This is a genomic window from Bacillus sp. 37MA (genome assembly GCF_000372765.1).
GTDB lineage: Bacteria > Bacillota > Bacilli > Bacillales > Domibacillaceae > Domibacillus > Domibacillus aminovorans.
Map to the genome: position 1 here is coordinate 2,275,288 of NZ_KB889752.1, position 26,279 is coordinate 2,301,566.

Annotated in this window: 23 protein-coding genes and 1 other annotated feature; of the genes, 6 read left to right on the forward strand and 17 right to left on the reverse strand. The window is 42.2% G+C overall.

Translation table 11 applies throughout. The features are described from left to right. Positions 1–27: 27 nt before the first annotated feature. The 4 genes from A3M5_RS22965 to A3M5_RS0112650 all read right to left on the reverse strand — a co-directional run bounded on the left by A3M5_RS22965 (position 28) and on the right by A3M5_RS0112650 (position 6,190). Positions 28–567, reverse strand: coding sequence for a FadR/GntR family transcriptional regulator (locus A3M5_RS22965; RefSeq protein ID WP_018394150.1), 540 nt, complete (start codon positions 565–567; stop codon positions 28–30). Further along, complete coding sequence (gene ystJ, locus A3M5_RS0112640) at positions 568–1,806, reverse strand: NADP-dependent malic enzyme (RefSeq protein ID WP_018394151.1); 1,239 nt, start codon at positions 1,804–1,806, stop codon at positions 568–570. Positions 1,807–1,902: 96 nt separating this feature from the next. After that, positions 1,903–5,160 (reverse strand): DNA polymerase III subunit alpha, encoded by a 3,258-nt coding sequence (gene dnaE / locus A3M5_RS0112645; protein ID WP_018394152.1) that lies wholly within the window; start codon positions 5,158–5,160, stop codon positions 1,903–1,905. 94 nt (positions 5,161–5,254) lie between these two features. Next, complete coding sequence (locus A3M5_RS0112650) at positions 5,255–6,190, reverse strand: DHH family phosphoesterase (RefSeq protein WP_018394153.1); 936 nt, start codon at positions 6,188–6,190, stop codon at positions 5,255–5,257. 95 nt (positions 6,191–6,285) lie between these two features. On the opposite strand from A3M5_RS0112650, the gene A3M5_RS0112655 reads away from it, so the two are divergent. Continuing rightward, entirely contained in the window at positions 6,286–6,594 is a 309-nt protein-coding gene (locus A3M5_RS0112655) for a YtpI family protein (protein ID WP_026221714.1), read from the forward strand. A 39-nt stretch (positions 6,595–6,633) separates the two neighbouring features. Here A3M5_RS0112655 and A3M5_RS0112660 read toward each other — a convergent pair whose 3' ends face one another. Both A3M5_RS0112660 and A3M5_RS0112665 read right to left on the reverse strand, forming a co-directional pair. Next, entirely contained in the window at positions 6,634–7,947 is a 1,314-nt protein-coding gene (locus A3M5_RS0112660; protein ID WP_018394155.1) for a DRTGG domain-containing protein, read from the reverse strand. A gap of 159 nt (positions 7,948–8,106) precedes the next feature. After that, positions 8,107–8,787, reverse strand: coding sequence for a metal-dependent hydrolase (locus tag A3M5_RS0112665; RefSeq protein WP_018394156.1), 681 nt, complete (start codon positions 8,785–8,787; stop codon positions 8,107–8,109). Positions 8,788–8,979: 192 nt separating this feature from the next. Between A3M5_RS0112665 and A3M5_RS0112670 the strand changes: the two genes are divergently transcribed. Beyond that, entirely contained in the window at positions 8,980–9,429 is a 450-nt protein-coding gene (locus tag A3M5_RS0112670; RefSeq protein ID WP_018394157.1) for a universal stress protein, read from the forward strand. A gap of 167 nt (positions 9,430–9,596) precedes the next feature. Here A3M5_RS0112670 and argH read toward each other — a convergent pair whose 3' ends face one another. After that, positions 9,597–10,973 carry an argininosuccinate lyase gene (argH, locus tag A3M5_RS0112675; protein WP_018394158.1) on the reverse strand — a complete coding sequence of 459 codons (1,377 nt, stop codon included), beginning with the start codon at positions 10,971–10,973 and terminating at the stop codon, positions 9,597–9,599. A gap of 2 nt (positions 10,974–10,975) precedes the next feature. Further along, positions 10,976–12,178: an argininosuccinate synthase gene (locus A3M5_RS0112680; protein ID WP_018394159.1), complete on the reverse strand. Its 1,203-nt coding sequence runs from the start codon at positions 12,176–12,178 to the stop codon at positions 10,976–10,978. A gap of 240 nt (positions 12,179–12,418) precedes the next feature. On the opposite strand from A3M5_RS0112680, the gene A3M5_RS0112685 reads away from it, so the two are divergent. Next, positions 12,419–12,739, forward strand: coding sequence for a hypothetical protein (locus tag A3M5_RS0112685; RefSeq protein ID WP_018394160.1), 321 nt, complete (start codon positions 12,419–12,421; stop codon positions 12,737–12,739). A gap of 18 nt (positions 12,740–12,757) precedes the next feature. Here A3M5_RS0112685 and A3M5_RS0112690 read toward each other — a convergent pair whose 3' ends face one another. The 7 genes from A3M5_RS0112690 to ezrA form a co-directional block, all read right to left on the reverse strand. Then, a complete protein-coding gene (locus A3M5_RS0112690; protein ID WP_018394161.1) occupies positions 12,758–13,603 on the reverse strand; it encodes an EcsC family protein in 846 nt (281 codons plus the stop codon). Between the two features lie 5 nt (positions 13,604–13,608). Continuing rightward, complete coding sequence (locus A3M5_RS0112695) at positions 13,609–14,607, reverse strand: class I SAM-dependent methyltransferase (protein ID WP_018394162.1); 999 nt, start codon at positions 14,605–14,607, stop codon at positions 13,609–13,611. Between the two features lie 86 nt (positions 14,608–14,693). After that, on the reverse strand, positions 14,694–15,194 hold the full coding sequence (gene tpx, locus A3M5_RS0112700) for a thiol peroxidase (protein WP_018394163.1): 501 nt from the start codon (positions 15,192–15,194) through the stop codon (positions 14,694–14,696). A gap of 74 nt (positions 15,195–15,268) precedes the next feature. Beyond that, a complete protein-coding gene (gene rarD, locus A3M5_RS0112705) occupies positions 15,269–16,174 on the reverse strand; it encodes an EamA family transporter RarD (protein ID WP_018394164.1) in 906 nt (301 codons plus the stop codon). A 77-nt stretch (positions 16,175–16,251) separates the two neighbouring features. Further along, positions 16,252–17,445 (reverse strand): tRNA uracil 4-sulfurtransferase ThiI, encoded by a 1,194-nt coding sequence (thiI, locus tag A3M5_RS0112710; RefSeq protein WP_018394165.1) that lies wholly within the window; start codon positions 17,443–17,445, stop codon positions 16,252–16,254. After that, positions 17,442–18,581, reverse strand: coding sequence for a cysteine desulfurase family protein (locus A3M5_RS0112715; protein ID WP_018394166.1), 1,140 nt, complete (start codon positions 18,579–18,581; stop codon positions 17,442–17,444). The genes thiI and A3M5_RS0112715 overlap by 4 nt, the downstream gene beginning before the upstream one ends. 90 nt (positions 18,582–18,671) lie before the next feature. Beyond that, a complete protein-coding gene (gene ezrA / locus A3M5_RS0112720) occupies positions 18,672–20,375 on the reverse strand; it encodes a septation ring formation regulator EzrA (protein WP_082193912.1) in 1,704 nt (567 codons plus the stop codon). Between the two features lie 206 nt (positions 20,376–20,581). Between ezrA and hisJ the strand changes: the two genes are divergently transcribed. The 3 genes from hisJ to rpsD all read left to right on the forward strand — a co-directional run bounded on the left by hisJ (position 20,582) and on the right by rpsD (position 22,717). Beyond that, on the forward strand, positions 20,582–21,394 hold the full coding sequence (gene hisJ, locus A3M5_RS0112725; protein ID WP_018394168.1) for a histidinol-phosphatase HisJ: 813 nt from the start codon (positions 20,582–20,584) through the stop codon (positions 21,392–21,394). Positions 21,395–21,396: 2 nt separating this feature from the next. Next, entirely contained in the window at positions 21,397–21,876 is a 480-nt protein-coding gene (gene msrC, locus A3M5_RS0112730) for a free L-methionine (R)-S-oxide reductase MsrC (protein WP_018394169.1), read from the forward strand. A 238-nt stretch (positions 21,877–22,114) separates the two neighbouring features. Next, complete coding sequence (gene rpsD, locus A3M5_RS0112735) at positions 22,115–22,717, forward strand: 30S ribosomal protein S4 (RefSeq protein ID WP_018394170.1); 603 nt, start codon at positions 22,115–22,117, stop codon at positions 22,715–22,717. A 91-nt stretch (positions 22,718–22,808) separates the two neighbouring features. On the opposite strand, the gene tyrS is transcribed toward rpsD, so the two are convergent. Together tyrS and acsA are read right to left on the reverse strand one after the other, a co-directional pair. Then, complete coding sequence (gene tyrS / locus A3M5_RS0112740) at positions 22,809–24,068, reverse strand: tyrosine--tRNA ligase (RefSeq protein ID WP_018394171.1); 1,260 nt, start codon at positions 24,066–24,068, stop codon at positions 22,809–22,811. A gap of 45 nt (positions 24,069–24,113) precedes the next feature. Further along, positions 24,114–24,323 (reverse strand) — a binding site (T-box leader). Between the two features lie 151 nt (positions 24,324–24,474). Beyond that, positions 24,475–26,193: an acetate--CoA ligase gene (gene acsA, locus A3M5_RS0112745; protein WP_018394172.1), complete on the reverse strand. Its 1,719-nt coding sequence runs from the start codon at positions 26,191–26,193 to the stop codon at positions 24,475–24,477. Between the last annotated feature and the right edge of the window lie 86 nt (positions 26,194–26,279).

The following is a 26,279-nucleotide window of genomic DNA, read 5'->3' on the forward strand; positions in this document are numbered from 1 at the left end:
GCCACTGTCCCACCCCTTTAATAATCCTTATGAGTGATTGATGTGTCTAATTCCTGATAAAAGCTTGGTTAAACGTTCATCTGCTTGTCCACCGCTATCACCGCCATAGTCAGAAATGATCAGCCACATTTTTTTCAGCAAGCTATTGCCCGAAGCATCCATCAACTCATGAAATGCCGCCTCTGTATAGTTAAATGAATTTTGATTAAAATCAGGCTGCACGGCCAATAGGGCGAGGCAACCCATTTCTAAAATGGCTTTCATATCGTGAATGTGTTCTTTTTTTTGATCATCGTTAAAAATAAATGTACCGATTAACGGAACAAGTTGATGGTCTTTAAAATCACGAAGGTATGTTCCTTCTCCTCGTCTTGTTTCAATCAAGCCGAGAAGTTCAAGTGCACGTAATGCTTCGCGAACAGAAGAGCGGCCAATGGATAGCCGCTCTGATAATTCACGCTCGGATGGGAGTTTATCTCCCCGTTTGATCCGATCCGCTTTAATTATCTCTTGAATATGTGAAATAGCTGCCACAAACTTTGATGGCGGACGCTTTGATTCCGTCATTTATTCGCCTTTGCCAATTAACGATAATTGAATCGTTTTTTCACGCACTTCTTCTGGGTCCACTTTCAAACGAGCGACACCCGTCTCCATCGCGGCTTTTGCTACTGCTGCTGCAACAGCTGGTGCCACGCGTGCATCGAACGGACTTGGAATGACATAATCTGAATGAAGTTCATGTTCTTCAATAAGTCCAGCGATTGCTTCGACAGCCGCCTGCTTCATTTTTTCATTAATATGCGTTGCGCGTGCATCTAATGCACCGCGGAAAATGCCTGGAAATGCGAGTACATTATTGACTTGGTTTGGAAAATCTGAACGACCTGTTCCGATTACTTTTGCACCAGCCTTTTTTGCTTCTTCTGGCATAATTTCCGGCGTCGGATTCGCCATGGCAAAAATAATTGGTTCTTTGTTCATCGTTTCGATCATTTCTTTCGTAAGCGCACCGGCAACCGATACCCCGATAAAGACATCTGCATCTTGAATAACGTCCGCCAGATTTCCTGCTTGCTTCTCACGGTTTGTGAATTTTGCGACTTCTTCTTTGACAGGATTCATTCCTTCTGGACGGCCTTCATAAATCGCTCCACGTGAATCACACATAATGATATTTTGCACGCCATAACCTGTCAATAGTTTAATAATCGCAATACCTGCAGCTCCCGCACCATTTGCAACAACTTTAATATCAGCCAATTTACGTCCCGTTATTTTAAGCGCATTAATAAGTCCTGCCGTAGTAACAATCGCTGTACCATGTTGATCATCATGGAAAACAGGAATATTCGTTTCTTTTTTCAACCGCTCTTCAATAATAAAGCAGTTCGGTGCTGCAATATCTTCTAAATTAATACCGCCAAATGTTGGCTCCATCAATTTGACTGTTTCAATAATTTTTTCAGGATCTATCGTATCTAAACAGATTGGAAATGCATCTACCCCCGCGAAGCTTTTAAACAAAACAGCTTTCCCTTCCATAACCGGCAAAGCTGCTTCGGGACCAATATTGCCTAGCCCAAGTACAGCTGTCCCATTGGAAACAACCCCTACCATGTTACCTTTCATCGTATAATCATACACGGTTTCTGGTTTTTCATAAATTTCTTTACATGGTTCTGCCACACCTGGTGAGTATGCTAGACTCAAATCATGTGCATTTTTCACTGGTGTTTTAATACCTGTGGACAGTTTCCCTTGGTTCTCTCTGTGCATGTGCAGGGCATCTTCGCGATTGGACATTTTCTCATCTCTCCCGTATATTCATTCAAGTGGTCAGACCACATGATTTACTATAACACTTTATACGATTATCGTAAAATTGTAAAGTAGTTACAGCTACTTCAGCACGACATTTTCTGTCCCACATTCTTTACTCAATGCATGCACAAGATGTTCTCCTGGTGAAACAAAATATTTTTTACCGAGCCGCACCGTTTCTTTCGTTCGTTCATAATGAATGACAACAGACGCACGCCCCGGAGAATCGAGCAATAATTCATATACTCGCTCTGCCAGTTGATCCGTTCCAGGTCCTTCTGGCACTTTAATGTACAATGTCTGCCTCTCTTCAAGCGCTTGATTCAAACCTTCGTCCAGCGGCTGAATCATTTGGACAACAAGCTGCACCGTATGATTTCGTTCTTCTGCTGAACCAGTAATGAACACGGCAGTCCCTTTTTCAATAGTCGTTGCGTATTTCCGATACATTTCTGGAAATAGGACCGCGTCCCGCTCTCCTGTCTCATCCATTACGTTTATAAAAGCCATTTTATCGCCCTTTTTCGTCCGAATTTCACGAATGGCACCGATCAATCCGCCAGCTTGAACCTGGCGGTTTATTGGAATGGTTATGAGCGGAACTGCACCAGCCGCTGTTAACGATGGCCGGCGTCTTGCAATCGGGTGATCAGAAATGTAGACGCCGAGCACGTCTTTCTCTTTTTCTAGTTTCACATCCACTGGCATTTCGTCTGCCTCCGTATATTTTGGTTTAAACGAGAGGTCCAGCCCTTCAAACAAGCTCCCTTCATCCGGATTTAAAAGCGCCGCATGTTCAAGTGCCGCATCAATGCTCGCAAGCAAGACAGCCCGATCTTTTCCAAACTCATCCATTGCGCCGGAGACAATAAGCGATTTGATGGCATTCCGGTTGACGATATGGAGCGGTACGCGCAGACAAAAGTCAAATAAATCTTTAAACGACTCGTTTCGTCTTGCATCAATAATAGCTTTGGCGGCAGACTGACCGATACCTTTCACCGGGACAAGTCCAAATCGGATTCCTTCTTTCGCCGTTTGAAATGAATAGCCACTTTTATTAACAGACGGTGCGAGAAACGGAATCGAATATTCAGCTGCTTCCGCCATATATTGTCGAAACTTATCTTCATTGCCAACAGAAGATTGTAAAAGCTCGGCCAGAAAATGTGCAGGATAGTGTGCTTTCAGCCAGGCAAGCCAGTAAGCGATCATACTATAGGCGACTGCATGGCTTCTATTAAATCCATAATCAGCAAAATGGACAATGAAATCATACACAGTGGATGCAATGTTTTCTCCAATTCCTTTTTGGCGTGCACCGTTAATGAAATGGCGTCGCTCTTCTTCCAGCGTTTCTTTTTTCTTTTTGCTGACAGCCCGGCGAAGCATATCCGCTTCACCGGGCGTGAAACCAGCCAGTTCAACCGCGATTTGAATAATTTGCTCTTGATATACAATAATGCCGTACGTTGGCTTCAAAATGGTTTCTAAAACTGGATGCATATAGCTGACCTGCTCCGCACCATGGCGTCGTTTTATATAAACAGGGATTTGACTCATTGGACCCGGCCGGTACAAAGCATTGACGGCCACCATATCTTCAAAACGGTCCGGTTTTAATTGCATAAGTACATTTTTCATACCATCTGATTCAAACTGAAAAATACCTGCTGTTTTCCCCTTACCAAGCAGTTTAAACACCAATTCATCATGTAGCGGCAGCGAATTGAAATCAATTAACTTCCCTGTCGCACGTTTAATGGACGATTGAATGCGTTCGATAATGGTTAAATTACGCAGCCCAAGCAAATCAATTTTCAAGAGCCCGATTGATTCGAGTGCGTCCATCGCATATTGCGTTAAATATACACCATCATGCCCATCCATGATCGGCACGCGGTTTGTCAGCGGTTCTTCCGATATAATCATACCCGCTGCATGCGTCGACGTATGGCGTGGCAGTCCTTCAAGCAGTAAAGATGTCCTATAAATACGTTCATGAACAGGTGACTCATTTATCCAATCTGTTAAGTCCGTATCCGAAAGCTTTGTCCCCGAAGTAGATGGGATGAGCTTCGAAAGACGAGAGAGTTCCGCTGTCCCAAATCCAAATACACGTGCCACATCCCGCATGACTGCTTTTGCCGATAATGTGCCAAACGTGACAATTTGTGCTGCATGAAGCGCGCCATACTTGTCGACAATGTATTGAATCACGTCATCCCGCCGGTTGTCTGGAAAATCAATATCAATATCAGGCATCGTCACACGCTCCGGATTTAAAAACCGTTCAAATAAAAGACCGAACTCAATCGGATCGACCGTTGTAATCCCGAGTGCATAAGCGACAAGTGAACCCGCAGCAGAACCACGGCCCGGCCCAGTTAAAATGCCTTGTTTTTTTGCGTATGACATAAAGTCATGAACAATTAAAAAATAGTCACTGAACTTCATCTCGCTAATGACTGACAGTTCATATTTAATCCGGTCCATGTACACGTCATCTCGCTGTTTTAATCCTTCAAGACATAATTTTTTTAGTACAGAATCTGCCGTTTCTCCATTTTTGAGTGGAATTGATGGAATAAGTCGCTCATCAAATGACAGCTTAACTTCACATAACCGCGCAATTTCCTCTGTATTTTTAATCGCTTCAGGATTGTCCTGAAACTTCCTTTTTATCTCATTAAATGATTCAAATGCATTGGCTGGTTCTGTTATTTCATCTTCTATTTCGAGCAGTCTATTGTCACGGATAGCCTGCAAACAGCTCGATGCGAATGCACCTGTTTTTTCTGTATATTGAACATCACCGATCGCTACAAGCGGGATCGTAAAAGTTGCCGCGATCTCTCTTACTCTTTGTTCAGATGTACGACCGCGAATACCGATATAAAAGTGCTCAAATAACTCATTGAAATAAGCCGCCGCATCTTCTGTCACTTCACCGTCTATTCCTGGGAGTACCGCTACTAATCCATCAGCATAGGCCTCCAACCATTTTAATGGGAGCCCATCTTTCGCCTTCGTTTGAATGGCACTCGATATTTTCACAAGTTGGGAAAATCCCTTTTCGTTTTTCGCATATAAAAGGAGCGGAAACGACTGATCGCTCCTAGATTTCGATTGAATAATAGCTTTCAATCCAAGAATTGGTTTAATGCCTAATGCTAAACATGCTTGGTAAAATGGAATGGCTGCGTGAAGGGTGTTGTAATCTGTCAATGCGACAGCACTGCATCCGGATTGTTTCGCTTTTCTAGCCAGTGATTCAGGCATTAAGGTCGATGACCGAAAGCTAAAAGCTGTTTCTGTTTCAAGATGAATAAACACATCCTCCGCTCCTTTCCATATATAGTGAATGTCGTTCTTGCTTTCGTAAAAAAAGAAGGAGACAGAATCCTCCTTACTTGAATGAAGTTTCACTTTATCTTTCTATAATCAATGCTTTTAAATCGTTTAAGATATTTGTAGCTTCTTCCCATGAATAAACACTTGCACCGGCTGCCAGTGGATGACCGCCGCCGCCATATTTCACAGCAAGACTGTTAATAACCGTTCCTTTTGAACGGAAGCGAACACGGATTTGATCATCCTCTTCAATGAAAAATACCCATGCCCGAATGCCTTTTACACCATTTAAAATACTAATGAGCTGCGATGTTTCAGCTTGCGTCGCATTGAACTTTTCAAGCAGCTCTTTTGATATTCGTACTTCCGCTACACCCGACTCATCCATATTAAAGTTTTGCAAAATATAGCCTTCCATTTTCAGTACATGTGCTTCTTTTTCATACATACCGTTAAATAGTTCTTGACGATTAAAGTCATATTGCATTAATTCACCGGCATATTGCATCGTTTCAATCGTTGTTGAAGAATATAGAAAACGGCCTGTATCACTTACAATACCAGCATATAAAAGACGGGCTGCTTCATTACTCATTTTCAACTGACCGTCAGATGTTTTATATAACTCGTAAACCATCTGGCTGCACGCAGCGGCGTCCGTATCAACCCAGAGCAGGTCCCCGTAAGGGTCTTCGTTCGGATGGTGGTCAATTTTAATCACTTCTTTGCCTAGTTTAAAACGCTGGTCGCAAATGCGCGCTTGATTTGCTGTGTCACACACAATAACCAGTGCTCCTTCATATACGCTGTCATCAATTTGATCGAGACGCCGCATGAAATAAAGTGTCGGTTCTTCTTCACCGACTGTAAAGACTGTTTTTTCCGGGAATGTTGCTTTTATAATCTCCGCCAGTCCTCCTTGTGAGCCGTATGCATCCGGGTCTGGGCGCACGTGACGGTGAAGTATGATCGTATCGTACTCTTTAATTTTGTCAATAATGTGTTGTTTCACGTGATTTCTCCTTGTCTAAAGGTGGATTCTGGGTGGAAATCCCTCTGTTTTCCCGTTACAATGAACAAGAGTTTAAAAACGGAGGTACTTTATTCATGCCCAATTTCTTTTTTGTCGTTATCATTGTATTAGCGTTTGTTTTTTACCTTTTTTACAAAGTACAGTATGTCCGCAGCAGACGCCCGATGGAGCGAAAATGGCTATCCGCCAAATCAAGCATGGCGCTCGGACTGTTCGTCGGCTTTTTCGGTATTAACACATTGCTCATTCAGCAAACAACCGTTGCTTATATCGTCGCCGCGGTTTTCATTTTATACGGATTTGCCAGCATGATTGCGGGATATAAAATGTACAAGCATTACTTGCCATTTGCTCAATCTGAAGCAGATGAATTGGACCGCTAATATTCGCTCTGAAAGCAGACTGATTCAAAGTCTGCTTTTTTATCTGTCAATAAGCTGGCACATCATCATGACTTTGCCAGCAAGAACACCCGCATTGTACACTTCTACATCCACTTTCCCAAATTTCCGTCCAATTTCCATCACTTTTGGATAAATTTCTAGTTTTGATTCCATCTGCACGGGCTTCAAAAAGTATATGGTGATATTTTCTACAATGAGATCTCCGCGCTTATGTGCCCGGAGCGCCCTTTTCGCTGCTTCTGTCACAATAGTTGTAAAAACACCATAGGATATCGTCCCGAGATGATTCGTCATTTGCGGTGTCACTTCAAATTGATATATGTTTCCTGCTTCTCGATCTTCGGGCAGGATAAGCTGTTTCGCGATCGTATCATCGAGTGTTTCCGCTGTTTGCGGCTGACGTTGCGCCATTTGCATCGCTTTCAACACGTCCTGGCGGCTAATGATACCTTGCAGCCGGCTCTGCTCATCAACAATCGGCAATAATTCAATGCCTTCCCAGATCATCATATGAGCAGCAGACGCCACACTTGTTTTCATCGTGACCGTAATTGGATGCTTCGTCATTACTTTATCAATCATGATTTCACGGCCATTTCCCATAATATCTTTCGCCGTCACGATGCCGAATACCTTCAAATTTTCATCTACAACTGGAAAACGACTATGCGACGTTTCCTGGTTTTTATCGAGCCAGTGACCAACCGTATCACCGAGTTCTAAAAAAACACTGCTTTCTACCGGTGTAAAAATGTCGCCGACGAGGACAATTTCTTTTTTGATGAGCTGATCGTAAATCGCCCGGTTAATCATTGCTGCAACAGTAAACGTATCGTAGCTTGTTGATATAACTGGCAGTTCAAGATCATCAGCAAGTTTCTTTACTTCCTCCCCTGCTTCAAATCCGCCTGTAATAAGGACAGCTGCCCCTGCCTGAAGAGCAAGCTCATGTGCTTTTACACGGTTTCCAACAATCAGTAAATTGCCAGGTCCCGTGTAGCGCATCATCGCTTCGAGCTGCATCGCGCCAATGACAAATTTATTCAATGTTTTATGTAATCCATTTCGTCCGCCTAGTACTTGTCCATCGACAATATTGACGACTTCAGCAAACGTCAGCTTTTCAATATTTTCTTTCTTTTTTTGCTCAATCCGGATGGTCCCGACCCGTTCTATTGAACTGACAAGCCCTTTTGTCTCCGCGTCTTTAATCGCTCGATAAGCTGTCCCCTCACTTAATGAAAGTACCTTCGCGATCTGCCTGACGGAAATTTTTTCACCGATCGGCAATTCCTCGATGTGTTGAAGAATTTGTTCGTGTTTAGTTACCAACTGATCCACCCGTCCCTTTCCGCACTTGGGCCCACAAGATATGGGTCACAAAGGTGTTGCGGCATGATGCCGCAAATATAGCCTTTGATCTTTATATTCTATTATAGAACAAAAGAGCGTCAAAAAAAAGAAGACGCCTCAAATGAGACAGCCTTCTCCTTACAGTTGAATAGAGTCCCCTGGTTTCATTACTTTTCCATTACTTGCTTTTAATTTTGCTATAAATTTGTTTGGATCCTGTTTAATTGGTGGGAACGTATTATAATGAACAGGCACAACCATTTTCGCCTTTAAAAACTCTGCTGCGAGCGCCGCATCATCAGGTCCCATCGTGAAATTATCACCAATTGGCAAGAATGCCAGATCAATTGGATGAAGCTCGCCAATTAATTTCATATCTAAAAATATACTTGTATCTCCTGCATGATAAACCGTTTTACCATCATTCATAACGAGGACACCCGCCGGCATGCCCATGTATAAGAATGTACCGTCTTCCTGCTCCAGACCAGAACCGTGAAATGCCTGTGTAAATTTTACTTTGCCAAATTCAAACTCCCTGCTGCCGCCAATGTGCATTGGATGCGTATTTAAGCCCTGATGCCGTAAATAAAGTGCCAGCTCATTTACTGCAATAACGAGCGCACCGCTTCGTTTCGCAATCGTAACCGTATCCCCGACATGATCGCCATGACCGTGTGTCAAAATAATAAAATCCGGATTTTGTTCTTCTGCCTTTAAATCGGTCAGCTCATTGCCGGTAATAAACGGATCAATCAATATCTTTTTACCGTTTGATTTAATTTTAACGACTGAATGTCCGTGAAATGATATTTTCATTTTTCAATCCCCTTTTAGTTTGTCTCTTATCATTTTCTTTTTCCCTTTATTTAGTCAATAAAACCGGACACACACTTTTTTATTTTTGGTAAAAAACTGTAAATGAATCAGTAAAATTGTGGAACTTTTCGTAGTTTTTGCTTTCTATTTATCTGTTTTATTGTACAATAAAGATAGAAGGGGGAATGACTTATGTTAAAGTACAAAAATGTATTAGTAGCGGTTGATGGTTCAAAAGAAGCAGAATGGGCATTTAAAAAGTCCGTTGAAATTGCCAAGCGGAATGAAGCTGCCTTAAATCTTGTTCACGTCATCGACACACGCTCATTCGCCGCAATTGAAGCCTATGACCGCTCGATTGCAGAACGTGCAACAAAATACGGCAAAGAACTTCTTGATGAGTACAAAAAAGAAGCTACAGATGCCGGTGTCAAGCAAGTCAATACATTTACAGAATTCGGTTCCCCAAAAGTCATTATTCCAAAAGATATAGCTAAACAAGTACAAGCTGATCTCATCGTCTGTGGAGCAACAGGTTTGAATGCAATGGAACGGTTCTTAATTGGAAGTGTTTCTGAACATATTACACGTGCTGCAAAATGCGATGTGCTAATCGTTCGTACAGATGAAGCAGCTGAATAACCGCAAAAAAATCGTCGTCCACAAAATGGACGGCGATTTTTTATCTGAATAACTGGAATTGAGCGTGAATAAATTCCAATAGTCCTGAGCCATTCTCTCTGGATATAACGAATCGCCATCATTTCCAGCATCAAAAAAATCCGCCACTCCTTTGGCGGATTTTTGTTTTATTTAAGTAGTTCTTTCGCCGCTTGAATCTGTTTTTCGACTTGATCGAAACCAGTGCCGCCAAGAGACTTCCTTCTCTTAACCGCTTCATAAGGAGATAGAACACCGTAAATATCTTCTTCGATCACATTGGACGCGTCTTTCAGCTCTTCCATTGAAAGATCGAGCAAGAAGCAGTTCTTTTGAATGCACGTGAAGACAAGTTTGCCGGTAATTTCATGCGCTTCGCGGAACGGAATACCTTTTGCAGCAAGATAATCCGCTAATTCAGTCGCATTTGAGAAATCATTGTTCACAGCGTCTTTCATGCGGTCTTCATTTACCGTCATTGTATCGACCATGCCGGTGAAAATTTTAAGAGAGCCAAGAACCGTATGTACGGTATCAAACATGCCTTCTTTATCCTCTTGCATATCTTTGTTATATGCAAGTGGAATGCCTTTTAAAATGGTCAGCAAGCTGAACAGGTTGCCATAGACACGTCCTGTCTTGCCACGGATAAGCTCCGCCATGTCCGGATTTTTCTTTTGCGGCATAATACTTGAACCGGTTGAGAACGTATCGTCCATCTCGACGAAGCGAAACTCTTGACTCGACCAGAGAATAATCTCTTCCGCAAAACGGGACATATGCATCATTAAAATCGATGAAGCACTTAAAAATTCTAAAATGAAATCACGATCACTGACAGCATCAATGCTATTTTGATACACAGCAGAGAAGCCTAATAATTCAGCTGAACGTTTACGATCAATAGGAAACGTTGTACCAGCAAGTGCCCCTGCCCCGAGCGGAGACACATCGATACGTTTCAACGCTTCTTGATACCGTTCTTTATCACGTTGCAGCATCCAGAAGTACGTCATTAAATGATGTCCAAATGAAATCGGCTGCGCACGCTGTAAATGAGTGTAGCCTGGCGCGATTGTTTCTTTATGTTTGTCTGCTTTCTCCACTAAAACAGACTGGAACTGGCTGATAAGGCCGATAATCTCTTTGACTTGCTTCTTCAAGTACAAATGCATATCGGTTGCAACCTGGTCGTTACGGCTCCGTCCAGTGTGAAGCTTTCCTCCTACCGGACCAATTGAATCAATCAATGCTTTTTCTAAATTTAAATGAATATCTTCAAGAGAAGTCGAATATTCGATTTCACCGGCTTCAGCTTTCTTCTTTAAAACCTCAAGTCCAGTCTTGATTTGATCCATTTCTTCCTTTGTTAAAATGCCTGTTTCACCAAGCATGGTCACGTGGGCGATGCTGCCTTCGATATCTTCGAAAACGAGCTCCTGGTCAAATGTGATGGACGCTCCAAATTCGTCTACCCACTCTTCCGCTGATTTTTGGAACCGGCCGCCCCATAACTTTTTCGTCATGATTACTTAAGCCCCTTCTCTTTATGAACACGTGAGCTTACAACTGTTGGAAGGCCATATAGGTTGATAAAGCCAACTGCTGATGCATGGTCAAACGCATCGTCTTTAGAATAAGTTGCCAAGCTTTCATCATACAATGAATATGGCGATTTTCTTCCTTCAACAATAGCGTGGCCTTTAAAGAGTTTCACACGCACTGTCCCTGTTACATATTTCTGCGTATCTTTTAAGAAAGCCACAAGTGATTCACGAATCGGGTTGAACCAAAGACCATCATAAATGATTTCAGTTAAACGCTTTTCGATAACTGGTTTAAAGTGAGCAAGTTCTTTTACAAGCGTAATATCTTCAAGCTCTTTATGTGCTGTAATCAGTGTTGTCGCGCCTGGCGTTTCGTACACTTCACGTGATTTAATACCAATAAGACGGTTTTCAATGTGGTCAATACGACCAATACCGTGTTTGCCTGCCACTTCATTTAAATGAAGAATTAATTCGGCCAATTCCATTTTTTCACCGTTTACAGCTGTTGGAATGCCTTCTTCAAAGTCGATTTCAATGATATCTGGTGTATTCGGTGTATCTTCTAAATGAGCCGTTAAGTCGTATGCGTCAAGCGGCGGTGCTGCCCACGGATCTTCCAACGCGCCACACTCATTCGCGCGCCCCCAAAGATTTTGATCAATTGAGAATGGGCTTTCTTTTCCAATTGGAACCGGAACATTGTGCTGCTTCGCGTATTCAATTTCTTCTTCACGTGACCAAGCCCAGTCACGAACAGGTGCTAACACTTCAAGATCCGGATTCAATGCGCGAATAGCTACTTCAAAACGAACCTGGTCGTTTCCTTTTCCTGTGCAGCCATGGGCAACAGCTGTTGCATTTTCTTGCTCCGCGATTTCAACCAATTTTTTGGAGATAAGCGGACGAGACAATGCGGATACAACCGGATATTTGTTTTCGTACCATGTATGCCCTTGAAGAGCGACAAGCGCGAAATCTTCTGCAAACTCTTTTTTTGCGTCGATCATATAGCTTTTAATAGCACCAACTTGAAGCGCTTTGTTTTTAATAAATTCAAGATCTTTTCCTTCTCCAACATCAAGGCATACTGCCACAACGTCATATCCTTTATCTTTCAGCCACGGAATCGCGACGGATGTATCAAGACCACCTGAATAAGCCAGAACGACTTTATTACTCATTTACTTTTTTCCTCCTCTAAGTTGCGAAAGCTAGTATAAATATTCATTAATTTTTATTTTTATTCTGTTAACATGTATAAAGAATATCATGTTATCCCCTTCCTTTCAAGTGCTTTTCAGAAAAAAATACACCTTTTTGTGTATTTATGTAGAATCCATGTATAAGCGGGATAAACACCGATTTTGCCATTTCCCGTGACATCTATTAAGATAGAAAGAAATATTTTAGTAGGTGATATGATGTTTCAGTATGACGATCGGCTCGGTATTTCCATTCCTATTCTGATACGTGAATGGACCGAATACCGACTTGAAGAACAGCAGCTGATTATGCATAAATGGGAAACAGAACGAGGAACGATTCCTGACCGGATTCAAGAGCTGGAAAGATCAATCAACGAAAAACAGGATGCATTAAATAATGAAGATAGTTTTGCTGCTTCATGCCAGTTGAACACGGAGATTAGCGAACTTGCCTCCATCATTAATGACCTATGGCTCTGGTTTCGTACAGTGCCAGATGTAAATGGAGTTGATGCACGACAAAAAATTCATTCCTAACTGAAGAAAGAACCGGCATTATCTCCCGGTTCTTTCTTTTTTTTCATTTAAATAGCGGTATTGATAATAGCTTTCCGCAAATTCGGTCACTTTTTTCGTTAAACGGTAATTCACGCCAGCACCAATTGCCACAGACAGGAGTGGAATACCTGATACTTTTTTATTGCGGAGCGCCATAACCACAGCGAGCTTCACACTTTGACGGAGCGGTTCTTCCAGCCACGTTTCATCCGCTATATGTTCTGTTCCTTCATAAAAATAAAAAGGTTCTTTGCCATCCTCCACGTCTGTTATTAACTGTGCCCACCCTTCTGCTTTTAAACGGTCTGGCAGCATCGAAGCATGAAATACATTTAATGAAGCCGTCATTTCAAATGGATACTCGACGTCATAGCCGTATGAAAGTGCTGTGAGCTGCACCGCACGTAAATTGACTGCAGCCATTGCGAGAAAATCTGCAGCAACAGGCAGTACGCCGCCTGTTCCAGTGACCGCTCCTTGCACCGCAGAATAAAACCGGTTTCTTGCCATTTGCTGGCGGTTTATGTAGCTAAGTTGATCGATCGTCAACTTGCGTAAATCCACCACCGTTTCAATATCATCTCGAAAAATACGCGCCGATGTTAAAATGCGTTCACGTGCTTCTGTTTGCAACTGCGAACCTTGCAATAGAGAATGCACATTAAACAATACATTGTCTATTTGTGAAAATACCCGGTCACGCATGTTTTCCGGAATTTCCTGCATAAGTCGCTCAATTACACTGGCCGTAGAATATTCAATATCATTTCCTTCATATGAAATAAGCTGCTGCTCCCAGCTCATAAGCCTGTCCCAGTAAGCACGGTCACGTTCTGTCCACATCGACGTCATCCTTTCTGTTGAGCGCTAAACCAGCGGTCAATTTTTTGCATAATATTCGCTATCGCTTTTTTATCGGTCAAAGATGGCATGGACGCAAGCAGTACTTCTTTCGGTTTTTTCACCCCCGGTGCTTTTTTACGCATCATTAAAATACTTTTAGCTGCCTGCTTGTTTTTAAATAATGATTCCGGCAGCTGAATGACTCCTTCAATGTACGCTTCTTCTGTTAAAAATGACTGCAGTTTTTTTGCTTCTGCCGATTCAAATAGTCCATTCGGGATAATAAAAAATAGTTGTCCGCCAGGCTTTATATGGTTCAAGCTTTGCTCAATAAATAAATGATGTGCATACGAATGACCGTTATCTGCTTTTAAACGATATGCCGCTGATCGCACGTCATTCGGATAATAGCCGATCGGCAAATCACAGACGACAACATCAACTGGATCGATTAATAGTGGTTCAAGTGCATCCTGATTGTGAAGCGTAATGGGATGTTGCAGCAGATTCGCTCCTGCATACGCAAGCTTTAATAAGACATCGTCAAGATCAATCCCATGCGCTTCCACCATTTCATCAAATTCATTTAGTACAGTCATCACAAGATTACCTGTTCCAACCGCCGGGTCAAGAAGTGTAAACGTTCTTTTGCTGCCGTTACTTTTTCGCATTAAATAGGAAATGAATATACCGATTGAATCAGGCGTCATTTGATGGTTCGGCTGTACATGCTCTTTCATACCTTTTAAAATCGACAGCTGATATGATTTACGGATCAATTCTTTTGAATATGAATAGCGTTCCAGATTCACATTATCATATAATTTTTGAAGACGTTTTTCATCTACATCGTTTAATTCTTCCTGCATGACATAGCCATGAAACAAATTTTCTGCCGTTTCACCGAGTGCCTCCAAGTATGTAATCGACAGTGCATGGCCCAGTAGTACAGCCGATTCATCGAACACTGAAAATAATTGTTCAATGGATACTTCTTGATTCATAATTAAAATCCTCTCTTTCTTTTCGCAAAAAACAGCCGGCTCCGACAAAATGTCAAAGCCGGCTAAGAAAACGAGCCTGAACTGAATTAGTTTGCTGCTTTTGCTGCTTCGATCGCTGCATCGTAGTTTGGATGATCTGTTCCTTCACCGACATACTCTACGTATGTAACAGTATCATTTGAGTCGACAACGAATACAGAACGTGCTAGCAGACGAAGTTCTTTCATGCCAACACCATATGCTTCAGCGAAAGAGAAATCGCGATGGTCAGACAAAGTTTTTACATTTTCAAGACCTTCAGCTGCACACCAGCGTGCTTGAGCAAATGGAAGATCAGCAGAGATGGTTAATACTTGAACATTGTCCACCTTTGATGCTTCTTCGTTGAAACGGCGCGTTTGAGTACTGCATACACCTGTATCAATCGAAGGTATAACACTGATCAAGCGGACTTTGCCAGTTGTATCTGCAAGAGTTACTGAAGATAGATCGTTTGCAAGTACGTTAAAATCAGGTGCTTTGTCTCCTACCTTCACTTCGTTGCCAATCAATGTCATTGGATTTCCTTTAAATGTTACCTTTGCCATGTATAATTCCCTCCAAATTCAGCAGTATACATACATCATACAGAACATGTTATAGCGATTGCAACGGAAAAGGGTTAAGCCACTGCTTTTTTCTTTTGTATTCCCTTCGTTTGAGCGTATGTAAACATAGCGAGCGCGCTCCATATAAAGACAAATGACAGCATTTGTGATTGGGTAAACGTCTCCTTGTACACGAACACGCCAAGTAACAATGTCATCGTCGGGGCAATATATTGCAAAAATCCAATCATATACAGCGGTATCTTTTGCGCGCCATTTGCAAATAACAACAATGGAATAGCTGTCAATACCCCGCCGCCCATTAGAAACAAATCCGTTTTTAGATTACCTGAAAACAAGTGAATACTGCCTTGCATCGATTCGTATACAAGATAAAGAAGGGCTAGCGGTGTTACAACAGCCGTTTCAATTGTTAATCCGACTGATGCATCCATTTTAATTATTTTTTTCACGAGACCATATAGTGCAAATGAGGTCGCCAGCGAAAGCGATACCCATGGAAAAGAACCATATGAAAATGTCATAATAAGCACACCCCCTGCAGCAAGAAGAAACGACAAAATCTGCGTTTTCGACAGCGCTTCTTTTAACACAACAATGCCAAGCAACACGCTCATAAGCGGGTTAATATAATACCCCATACTCGTTTCAATAATCTGATCATGGTTTACTGCCCATATATAAACGAACCAGTTTATACTAATTAAAAATGAAGCAGCGGCGAGAGCGAGTGCTTTTTTCGGATACATTTTTATTTCTTTTAATACGTTCTGCAATGGGGCTAACTTTTTTAAGACGACAAGCAGGACGATCATGAAAACGAACGACCAGATTATTCGGTTGGCCAGTATTTCATATGCTGACACATGCGTGACCATTTTCCAGTAAATTGGAATAAGCCCCCACATCACATAAGAAGCGGCTGTAAACAAAATACCTGCTTTCATTTCATGTTGCATATTTGCACCTGATTTCCTTCCATACTTAAAATCATTTTCAGTAAAAATCCGCGCCATATTTCAGACGGGATTTAATCTTATAATAAGTCATCGATTTCTGTTTCTTTTTTCGGCAACATGATCGTTTCTGTATCACGTATAGCTTGCTCAATAAGCGGCTCAAAATCGAGAAAGCTTTCAAAATATTGGACTTTCTCTGTTCTTGGCCGTGTTTTTGGTGCGGCCGGTGTGAAAATCGTACAACAGTCTTCATACGGTAAAATGGAAATATCATGCGTACCAATTTTACGGGCCACTTCCATAATATCAAGCTTATCTGACGCAATAAGCGGACGCAAGACCGGTGTATTTGTGACATCATTAATCGCCGCCATGCTTTCCATCGTCTGGCTTGCAACTTGCCCAAGACTTTCCCCCGTCACAATAGCAAGTGCACCTGTCTGTTCACGAATACGGTCGGCAATTCGCATCATCATGCGGCGCGTTGACGTCATCGTATAATTTTCCGGTACTTGCTTACGTATCGTTTCTTGAATGTGTGTAAATGGGACGATATGCAAGCGTACATGGCCGCCATACTTCGTTAATACGTCCGCTAAATCAATCACTTTCTGCTTCGCCCGTTCGCTCGTATACGGTGGACTAAAAAAATGGACTGCTTCAATTTCGACACCACGTTTCATGATCATATAGCCTGCGACAGGACTATCGAGACCGCCAGATAATAACAAGACTGCTTTACCTGCAGCACCTGCTGGCAACCCGCCTGCTCCTGGATACGATTCACAAGACAAATAGACCGCTTCCTGACGTACTTCAACAACAAGTGTGAGATCCGGATGATGTACATCGACTGTTAAATTTTCTGTTCCTCGTAATACATGACCGCCAATTTCATGATTTAACGCGTGTGTATCGAGCGGGAATGTTTTATCAGCTCGGCGTGTTTCGACTTTAAATGTCGTCGTACCGATCATTGCTCTTTTCATCAATTCAAGTGCCGCTTCTTTCATTTCATCAAGGTCCTGAGACGTTTTCACAACTGGACTGAATGATTGAATGCCCGACACGTGCAAAAGCTGTTCTTTCACCTCGTGAAATGAGGCACCATTTAAATAAATAAACATGCGGTCACGCTGCGCCTCCACTTGAATACGGTCATCCGCGAGCAGCCGCTTAATATTTGATTTCATTTTATTTGTAAATTTGCTCCGATTGCGCCCTTTTGTCGACATTTCACCGTAACGGATTAAAATGCGGTCATAGTTCATGTTCGTTCATTCCTTTTTTTCGCCAGAACCGGCACGATGCGGTCCAATGCGTCAATAAATTGTGTTGCTTCTTTGATTATATTATACCGCGAAAGACTGATTCGAATAGCAGACGCGGCATGTTCTCTACTTACATTCATCGCTTCAAGTATCCGACTTGGCTTATTTTGCTTTGACGAACATGCACTCGTTGTAGAAACAATAATTTCTTCCTTCTCAAGCGCATGAACTAGCACTTCTCCTTTTATACCAGGTATGGAAAAATGAAGTATGTGCGGGGCTGACTGAAGCGGTGTATGAATAACAACCCATTCACGCTTTAATAGCTGACCGCGAATGAATTCCGTCAGCACTCTTATTTTTTCTGGATCACTTTGTTGCAGAAGACGAATCGCTTTTGCTAGTGATGCAATTCCCGCTGCATTTTCTGTACCGCTCCGAACACCCCGCTCCTGTCCGCCACCAGAAAAAAGAGGGGCAACATGTACACCATGTCGCTTAAATAAAAAACCTGTTCCGTTTAAGCCATGTAATTTATGACCAGATACAGACAATAAGTCCACACCCGCTGCCTGTAAATCAAGCGGCACTTTCCCAAATCCTTGTACGTCATCAACATGAAATAGAACAGACGGATATTTTTTCAATAGCTCCCCAATCTCTTTGACTGGCTGTACAGCACCTGTTTCGTTATTCACATGCATAACGGATACAAGAATCGTCTCATCTGTGATCGCCTGTTCAATATCTTCCTTTCGGACCAATCCATTTTCATCTGGCGTTACATATGTAACGCTGTATCCGCCTTTTTCAAGGTCACGACATGCTTCAAATACAGACGGGTGCTCAATCATCGTCGTGACGATATGGCGGCCGCGGCCTCTATAAAAAGAGGCAACCCCTTTTATCGCCAGATTGTTCGATTCTGTGCCTCCGGAAGTAAATATGATTTCATCTGCAGACACGCCCATTAATTGAGCAATTTGTTCACGTGCTTTTTCTATTAATCGCTCCGCTTCCATCCCTGGTGAATGCAAAGAAGACGGATTTGCAAAAAAACGAATGCCTGCTTTCATAAACGTGTCCATGACCGACGCATCCGGCATCGTCGTCGCACTATTATCATAATAAATCATTGTTTAAGACCCCTCATCTTTTTTCACCTATCCATGTTAGCACATCAACTAAAAAAAAACCGCCTCTTTTATTTCGAGGCGGCTGTTTCTTTATTTTTTTTGCTCTTCGTTATATTGCGCATCGAATTTTTTTAATCCCTTTGAATCGACTTTGTCAATCGCCGTGGCACATAATTCAAGTGCTTTTCCGTAATCCGCATGACGGAAAGCTATTTCTGCTTCATTTAGCTTTGACTCGATTGATGGATGTGTCCGCCGGTATCGGTTGCCAAACTGGATCATTCGCTCAGACAGCGCAACTTGCTCAATTAATTCATCTGTTTTATTCGCCAAATGATCGATCGCGCCTTTCGCTGCATCCAGTTTCTCACGGACCGCTTTCATATTAAGCGGCTTTTCATTTAAATAGGTGTTCGTTTCCTTTAATCGAAGGCGTGCTTCTTCCGTCATATCACGGTAATAATCCGGCAGCCCAGGCAAATTGCTTTGCTTCACTTTACGTGTAATATGTTGTACATGCAGCCTCAATGACTGCAATTCTTTTCCTGCTTCTATTTCATCTTTTCGGAGCGTTTGCAAAAAGGCTGTAAATCCTTCCTGCTCTTTTTTCATTTCGTTAATCCGTGCTTGAATATCTTTCAATTCATCGTATAAAAACGAATAAGCCGTTTTTTCTTCCACAATCCGTCCATGTAAAATTTCATATTGTTTTTCGAGATGATAAATTTCTTCTTCCAGATGGCGCGGTACGCTTGACTCTTCCTCGTCCAGCTGATAGCTTTGTTTCACAACATCTGTTTCTTCAATTAAATCGCTATTATATCCTCTTATCTCATCAATGATTAAACCAGTTTGCCCTTCATCTTTCATAACATTGTGCCGAGCTATGACTTCCTTTTCAAGCAAATCATAGAAAAATTCAATGCTGTCTCTCGCATCTGTTACGATGAGTTCTGTTTCTTCCACTTCCGTTTTTACGAGAAAGTCACGACAACGGATAAGATCTTCTTTTAACCCAGCCGATTCTTTTTCAATTTGCAAGTGGTCAAGTAAATAACCGTCCTGCTTCATTTCTTTATAGCCGTTTTCAATTTCATTCAATTGTGCCGGCAATATGTGATTTACTTCTGTCATCAATACCGGAATTCGTTCCATTTTATGCTGGATCTTATCCATTTCTACTTGAATTTCCATCAACAATTCACGCGCTTCCAGATAATTCCCATCCTCTGTTAAGTCAGCAAATTTTTCAAAACGCCCTGTTAATACATCTAACTGCACTTCAAGAACAGATGCTGCTTTCCCAAACGTATGACGATGAGCAAGAAGCCGCTTTCTAGCATCACGCTGCCGCGCATGCATGTCTTCCCCTTCAGCCCGGTTTTTTTCTTCACTGCCCACAAGCTGGTCAAGTTCAGTTAAAATCCCATCCACTTTTTTCTCAATTTGATCGAGTTGGCTGGCAATGTCAGCATTCGTCTTTTTTGCTGTACCGAACCGAAATTGATCTATCTTTCCTTCAGATTCAAATAACATTTCATCGATAGCAGGGATATCAACCGTTACAACTTCATCCCATTCTGCACGCCATCTGTCAAACAGTTCTTCCGTCTGTCCGGTCATGTTGAGCCGTTTTACTTTTGTCAATTCTTCATTCACAGGACGATGCAGAAGCTCCGTCTTTTTCATATCCAGTCGATCAATTTCCGTCGCATTTTTTTTCCTAGTCATTATTATGTAAGTGAGTAAAATCAATACGACAACTACCGCTCCAATGACGAATTTCACCATCATAAGCCCCCTCGTAACAACGAATAAATAAGATATATGTAAAATAGACGCCACACATTGCGTCCTTTAGTTCAATTACGTATAATTTCACTAGTATTAATAATAGCACGACTACACATTTTTTGGATGGGAACTTGTGTTTTTTCGCATAGTTTTCGCAAAAAAATGTCAAAAAGGCCAACAAATTTTTTAAAAAGGAGATTTAGCATATGTTTAGAGATGGACATATTCATACTATCTATTGTCCGCATGGATCAAAAGATTCACTTAATCAATATGTTGAACGCGCAATTGAGTGCGGATTTACCGATATTACCTTCACCGAGCACGCGCCGCTTCCGAAAAACTTCATCGATCCCGCACCTGAACGGGACAGTGCAATGGACTGGATCGATTTGGAATCATATTTAAAAGATGTCGAATTAGCGAAAAAACAGTATAAATCGTCAATCCGTATTCGAACAGGTCTTGAAGTTGATTTTATCGAAGGTTTTGAGCAAGATACAACTAATCTACTTAATGAATATGGACCACACCTTGATGATAGCATTTTATCGGTGCATTTTTTGCGCCATGCAGACCGCTATTACTGTGTTGATTTTAGCGAAGATGAGTTTCGTATCATAGTAGAACGATTCGGATCAGTTGAAGAAGTCTATACATCGTACTATGACACATTGTTGCAATCAGTCGAGGCAAATCTTGGCGCATTTAAACCAGACCGCATTGGACATATGACTCTTGTTCATAAATTTCAGCGTATGTATCCGTGCCATGTATCATTTGATGACCGTATCACGGCGATTTTACAAGCAGTGAAAAAAAACGGCTATTCATTAGATTATAATGGAGCTGGCACCGTCAAACCGCTTTGTCTTGAATCCTATCCTCCCGAGCACATTGCGCGCTCGGCCCGTTCACTCGGTATCCCCCTTATTTATGGATCTGATGCGCATGCAGCAGCTGGAATCGGACAAGGTTTCGACAAAATAGATCTTACATTAATAGAAGGAAGTGTTTAATCTTGTTTCAATACATTCACTATTCTAGTACAAAACAGGAGCAATATGCACTTGTTACGAAGCAGCTGGAAGCACTCTTAGCAGGCGAGCCAAACAAAATAGCGAATTTAAGCAATGCATCTGCACTTCTCGGCCAATTTCTGGACCGAATCAACTGGGTCGGATTTTATTTACATGATGGCCATGAACTTATCCTTGGCCCATTTCAAGGATTACCTGCCTGCGTCCGTATTCCATTAGGAAAAGGGGTCTGCGGAACGGCTGCATTTGAACAAAAAACGATTCGTGTCGCTGATGTGAATGAATTTCCCGGACATATTGCGTGCGACGCGGCATCTCGTTCGGAAATTGTCGTGCCTCTTGTAAAAGATGGTGAACTGATCGGTGTACTTGATATTGACAGTCCGGAAGTGAACCGATTCGAAGAAGATGATGAAATTGGTCTGATGCACTTTGCAAACGTGCTGACTCGTTTCCTTTAAAAAAGATTGACAGTAGTATTTGTGCGTTATATACTATTCTTTGTGTAAAATAAATGCAGCCTATGTGTATGCTGTTTTGATTTCATTTTGTTTCTTTGTCCGGCATGATCCGGAAAAGGGGCATCGTGTAACCCGTTGCTGCAGGGCGATGGTGCATGAAAACAAAATGTGCTGGCAGTTAATTCACACCGGTTTTTATTTTACAACAAAATAAAAACATTAAAGGAGGAGTCATATTATGGCTCGTTACACAGGTCCAAGCTGGAAATTATCCCGCCGACTCGGCATTTCACTAAGTGGTACAGGTAAAGAAATCGAAAAACGCCCTTACGCTCCAGGTCCACACGGTCCGAATCAGCGTAAAAAATTGTCTGAATATGGAATGCAGCTTCAAGAGAAGCAAAAACTTCGTCACATGTACGGCGTGACTGAGCGTCAATTCCGTAACTTGTTCGATCGCGCTGGCAAAATGAAAGGTGTATACGGCGAGAACTTCATGATTCTTCTTGAAACACGTCTTGATAACCTTGTTTACCGTCTTGGTCTTGCTCGCACTCGTCGTCAAGCCCGCCAACTTGTTAACCATGGTCACGTTGTTGTTGATGGAAAACGTCTTGACATCCCATCTTACCGTGTGAAAATTGGTCAAACAATCGGCGTGCGTGAAAAATCAAGCAACTTCGCAATCGTTAAAGAAGCAGTAGAAGTAAACAACTTCGTACCTGATTACTTGACGTTTGACGCTGACAAACTTGAAGGTACATTCACGCGCCTTCCGGAGCGTTCAGAACTTCCTGCTGAAATTAACGAAGCACTTATCGTTGAGTTCTACTCTCGTTAATAGCAAGCTTATAAAACCGCCTTTCCGTTTAGGATTGGCGGTTTTATTATGTAACAAAAAAACTGCCCAATGTTCTGAGCAGCTCTTTTCATTATTTATATTGAATTAAGTAGTATTTCTTTTTCCCACGGCGGATGACTGTGAAACGGCCATCCACTTTGTCCTCTTTCGACAATACATATGCTGTATCTGTCATTTTCTCTCCGTTGATTGAAACAGCGCCATTTTGCACATCTTCACGCGCCTGGCGTTTTGATGGTGAAATACCCGCTGCAACAAGAAGATCCACGATGGCTGGAATTTCTCCCTCTTGCACATATGTCGGCACATCTTTCAATCCTTGCTCAATTTCATTCGCTGATAATGATTTAATATCGCCGCTGAATAACGCTTTCGTAATACTTTCTGCCTGTTTTAATGCATCGTCACCATGAATAAGACGCGTCATTGCTTCTGCGAGTGCTTTTTGCGCTTTGCGAAGGTGCGGCTCTTCGTTTACAGATGTTTCGAGCGCTTCAATTTCAGCCTGCTCCAAGAAGGTGAAAATTTTCAAGTATCGAACCACATCCGCGTCTGCCGTGTTAATCCAGAATTGATAAAATTCGTACGGAGATGTCTTTTCTGGGTCGAGCCAGATTGCGCCGCTTTCTGTTTTGCCAAATTTTGTTCCGTCTGATTTTGTGACAAGCGGAATTGTAAATCCATACGCCTGCTCCGCTTCCGGGTTCATTTTCCGGATCATCTCAAGTCCAGTCGTAATGTTGCCCCATTGGTCGCTTCCGCCAATTTGCATGCGACAGTTATGATTTTTATTCAAGTAGTAAAAATCCATCGCCTGCAAAATCGTGTACGCAAATTCTGTAAATGAAATGCCGCTCTCAAGGCGTGATGATACAGTATCTTTCGCCAACATGTAATTGACGCCAATATTTTTTCCGAAGTCACGAAGGAATGTGACAACATCCATCGAACCGATCCAGTCATAGTTGTTCACTAAGAGCGCACCGTTATCGCCTTCCACCGAAAAAATTTTCTCCAGCTGTATACTCAAACCATCAACATTTTTTTGCACTTGCTCCATCGTCTGCAATGTGCGCTCTTCTTTTTTACCGCTCGGGTCGCCGATCGTACCTGTTGCCCCACCGACTAATACAATTGGTTTATGGCCGTGCTTTTGAAAACGGCGCAGCGTTAAAAATGGGAGCAAATGGCCAATATGCATGCTGTCAGCTGTCGGATCGACACCACAGTATAGCGCAATTTTTTCTTTTTTAAGTAATTTTTCAATACCTTCTTCATCTGTTTGCTGATAGACGATGCCTCTCCACTTTAAATCTTCTAACAATTCCATGTTTATCTCTCCTTTTTTCAAACAAAAAACGTCCCTGCATCATTATGCAGGGACGCTAACGCGCGGTACCACCCAAACTTGAGAAATTTGATTTCTCCACTTAAACCGGTAACGACGGTTACGTCAACCGCTACTAAAAGTTCACGGTGAAAGCTCCGGGAGGTAATTCATCCATCTGTTTGTGCTTTCTTTCACCGGCCGAAAGCTCTCTAAGAACAGTGACAGCGGACTACTTATTCCGTTCAACGCTTTGTTTATTTTATACACAGAAACATTGTAGCCGGCTTATTTCTGTTTGTCAAACTGAATTTGCGACCACTCATCTTGATTTATGACCGTTCAGCGTATTTTCTGACCATTCACAAAAACAAAAGCTGTCCCAAAAATCAGGGCAGCTAAAAACTCATTAATCCTCCATTGTAGAAAGGTCACCTGTTGGTAAATCGAGTTCCCACGCTTTCAAGACACGGCGCATAATTTTGCCGGAACGTGTTTTTGGAAGCTTGTCACGGAATTCGATTTCACGTGGTGCGGCGTGTGCTGCAAGTCCATTTTTCACAAATTGGCGAATTTCCTCTTTTAATTCATCTGACTGCTCATAGCCGTCACGAAGCGCGATGAATGCTTTAATAATTTCACCGCGAACCGGATCTGGTTTCCCGATCACACCTGCTTCTTGAATAGCAGGATGTTCAACGAGTTTGCTTTCCACTTCAAACGGTCCTACGCGCTCACCCGCTGTCATAATGACATCGTCAACACGGCCTTGGAACCAGAAGTAGCCGTCTTCATCCATGTATGCAGAGTCACCTGACACGTACCAGTCACCCGGCATAAAATAGGACTCATATTTCGCTTCGTTGTTCCAAATCGCCGTCATCATAGATGGCCAGCCTTTTTTAATTGCGAGGTTCCCCATCCGGTTTGGCGGCAATTCGTTTCCTTGATCATCAACGATCGCTGCTTTCACACCTGGAATCGGTTTACCCATTGAACCTGGACGAATATCCATTGCCGGATAGTTACAAATAACTTGTGCGCCTGTTTCAGTCATCCACCATGTGTCATGGATGCGCAAGTCAAATACTTTTTTGCCCCAGCGGACGACTTCCGGGTTAAGCGGCTCGCCAACGCTTAAAATGTGTCTCAGTGAAGATAGATCAAATTTTTTCACGACTTCATCGCCTGCACCCATTAGCATACGGAATGCCGTTGGTGCGCTATACCAGACTGTCACTTTATATTCTTCAATTGTTCCATACCATGCTTCTGGACTGAAGCGTCCTCCAACAATGACGTTTGTTGTACCTGTCAGCCATGGTCCAAAGATGCCATAAGCTGTCCCTGTTACCCAGCCCGGATCAGCTGTACACCAATAGACGTCATTTTCCTGTAAATCCAGTACCCATTTCGCTGATTGATACTGTTGAATCATTGCATTATGTACGTGCAAAACACCTTTTGGCTTGCCTGTTGAACCTGATGTGTAATGAAGAAGCAAGCCGTCGTTACGATCTACCCATTCAATATCAAACTCATCTGATGCTTCGTTCCATTTCGATTGAAAATCAATATGTTTGTCGTCTTCTTCTACACTACCTGCCACGACAAATACTTTTTCAAGATGCGGCAATTTGCTCACTGGAATACGTTCAAGCAAATCTGGTGTCGTAATGATCACTTTCGCTTCGCTGTCTTCCAGACGGTCACGGACAGCCCCTTCCATAAACGCTTCAAATAATGGGCCTACGATGGCACCCGCTTTAATCGCTCCGATAACGGCAAAATAAAGTTCCGGTGATCGCGGCATAAAAACAAAAACACGGTCTCCTTTTTCTACATTTCCGTACTCTTTTAACACGTTAGCTGCTTTGTTTGAGTTCGCTTTCATATCTGCAAATGTGTATTTCTCATTCCGATTTGCATCGCGATAATAAAGGGCCACTTTGTCTTTTTTGCCAGATTCAGCATGACGGTCAATCGCTTCATAAGCAGCATTTACTTTTCCTGTTTCAGACCATGAAAAAGCCTTCTCTGCTTCTTTCCAATCAAAAGAAGCATATGTATCTTCATAACTTTTTAAATTATAATTCCCCTGGCCTGCTGGGAGCGCTTCCAATCTCATAATCGATTCCCCCTTATGTATAGATTAACAAAAATATTATATAATACTTTTAATCTTTTCTCAATTTTTTCAAAATTCTTTTTGTC

Coding starts and splice junctions, on each gene's coding strand:
- tyrS (WP_018394171.1), bottom strand. CDS start 24,068: ATGGAATTGTTAGAAGATTTAAAGTGGAGAGGCATCGTCTATCAGCAA.
- thiI (WP_018394165.1), bottom strand. CDS start 17,445: ATGAACTATGACCGCATTTTAATCCGTTACGGTGAAATGTCGACAAAA.
- A3M5_RS0112680 (WP_018394159.1), bottom strand. CDS start 12,178: ATGAGTAATAAAGTCGTTCTGGCTTATTCAGGTGGTCTTGATACATCC.
- A3M5_RS0112665 (WP_018394156.1), bottom strand. CDS start 8,787: ATGAAAATATCATTTCACGGACATTCAGTCGTTAAAATTAAATCAAAC.
- hisJ (WP_018394168.1), top strand. CDS start 20,582: ATGTTTAGAGATGGACATATTCATACTATCTATTGTCCGCATGGATCA.
- A3M5_RS0112685 (WP_018394160.1), top strand. CDS start 12,419: ATGTTTCAGTATGACGATCGGCTCGGTATTTCCATTCCTATTCTGATA.
- A3M5_RS0112690 (WP_018394161.1), bottom strand. CDS start 13,603: ATGTGGACAGAACGTGACCGTGCTTACTGGGACAGGCTTATGAGCTGG.
- A3M5_RS22965 (WP_018394150.1), bottom strand. CDS start 567: ATGACGGAATCAAAGCGTCCGCCATCAAAGTTTGTGGCAGCTATTTCA.
- A3M5_RS0112655 (WP_026221714.1), top strand. CDS start 6,286: ATGCCCAATTTCTTTTTTGTCGTTATCATTGTATTAGCGTTTGTTTTT.
- rarD (WP_018394164.1), bottom strand. CDS start 16,174: ATGCAACATGAAATGAAAGCAGGTATTTTGTTTACAGCCGCTTCTTAT.
- argH (WP_018394158.1), bottom strand. CDS start 10,973: ATGACGAAAAAGTTATGGGGCGGCCGGTTCCAAAAATCAGCGGAAGAG.
- ezrA (WP_082193912.1), bottom strand. CDS start 20,375: ATGATGGTGAAATTCGTCATTGGAGCGGTAGTTGTCGTATTGATTTTA.
- rpsD (WP_018394170.1), top strand. CDS start 22,115: ATGGCTCGTTACACAGGTCCAAGCTGGAAATTATCCCGCCGACTCGGC.
- A3M5_RS0112670 (WP_018394157.1), top strand. CDS start 8,980: ATGTTAAAGTACAAAAATGTATTAGTAGCGGTTGATGGTTCAAAAGAA.
- ystJ (WP_018394151.1), bottom strand. CDS start 1,806: ATGTCCAATCGCGAAGATGCCCTGCACATGCACAGAGAGAACCAAGGG.
- tpx (WP_018394163.1), bottom strand. CDS start 15,194: ATGGCAAAGGTAACATTTAAAGGAAATCCAATGACATTGATTGGCAAC.
- A3M5_RS0112695 (WP_018394162.1), bottom strand. CDS start 14,607: ATGAATCAAGAAGTATCCATTGAACAATTATTTTCAGTGTTCGATGAA.
- A3M5_RS0112715 (WP_018394166.1), bottom strand. CDS start 18,581: ATGATTTATTATGATAATAGTGCGACGACGATGCCGGATGCGTCGGTC.
- acsA (WP_018394172.1), bottom strand. CDS start 26,193: ATGAGATTGGAAGCGCTCCCAGCAGGCCAGGGGAATTATAATTTAAAA.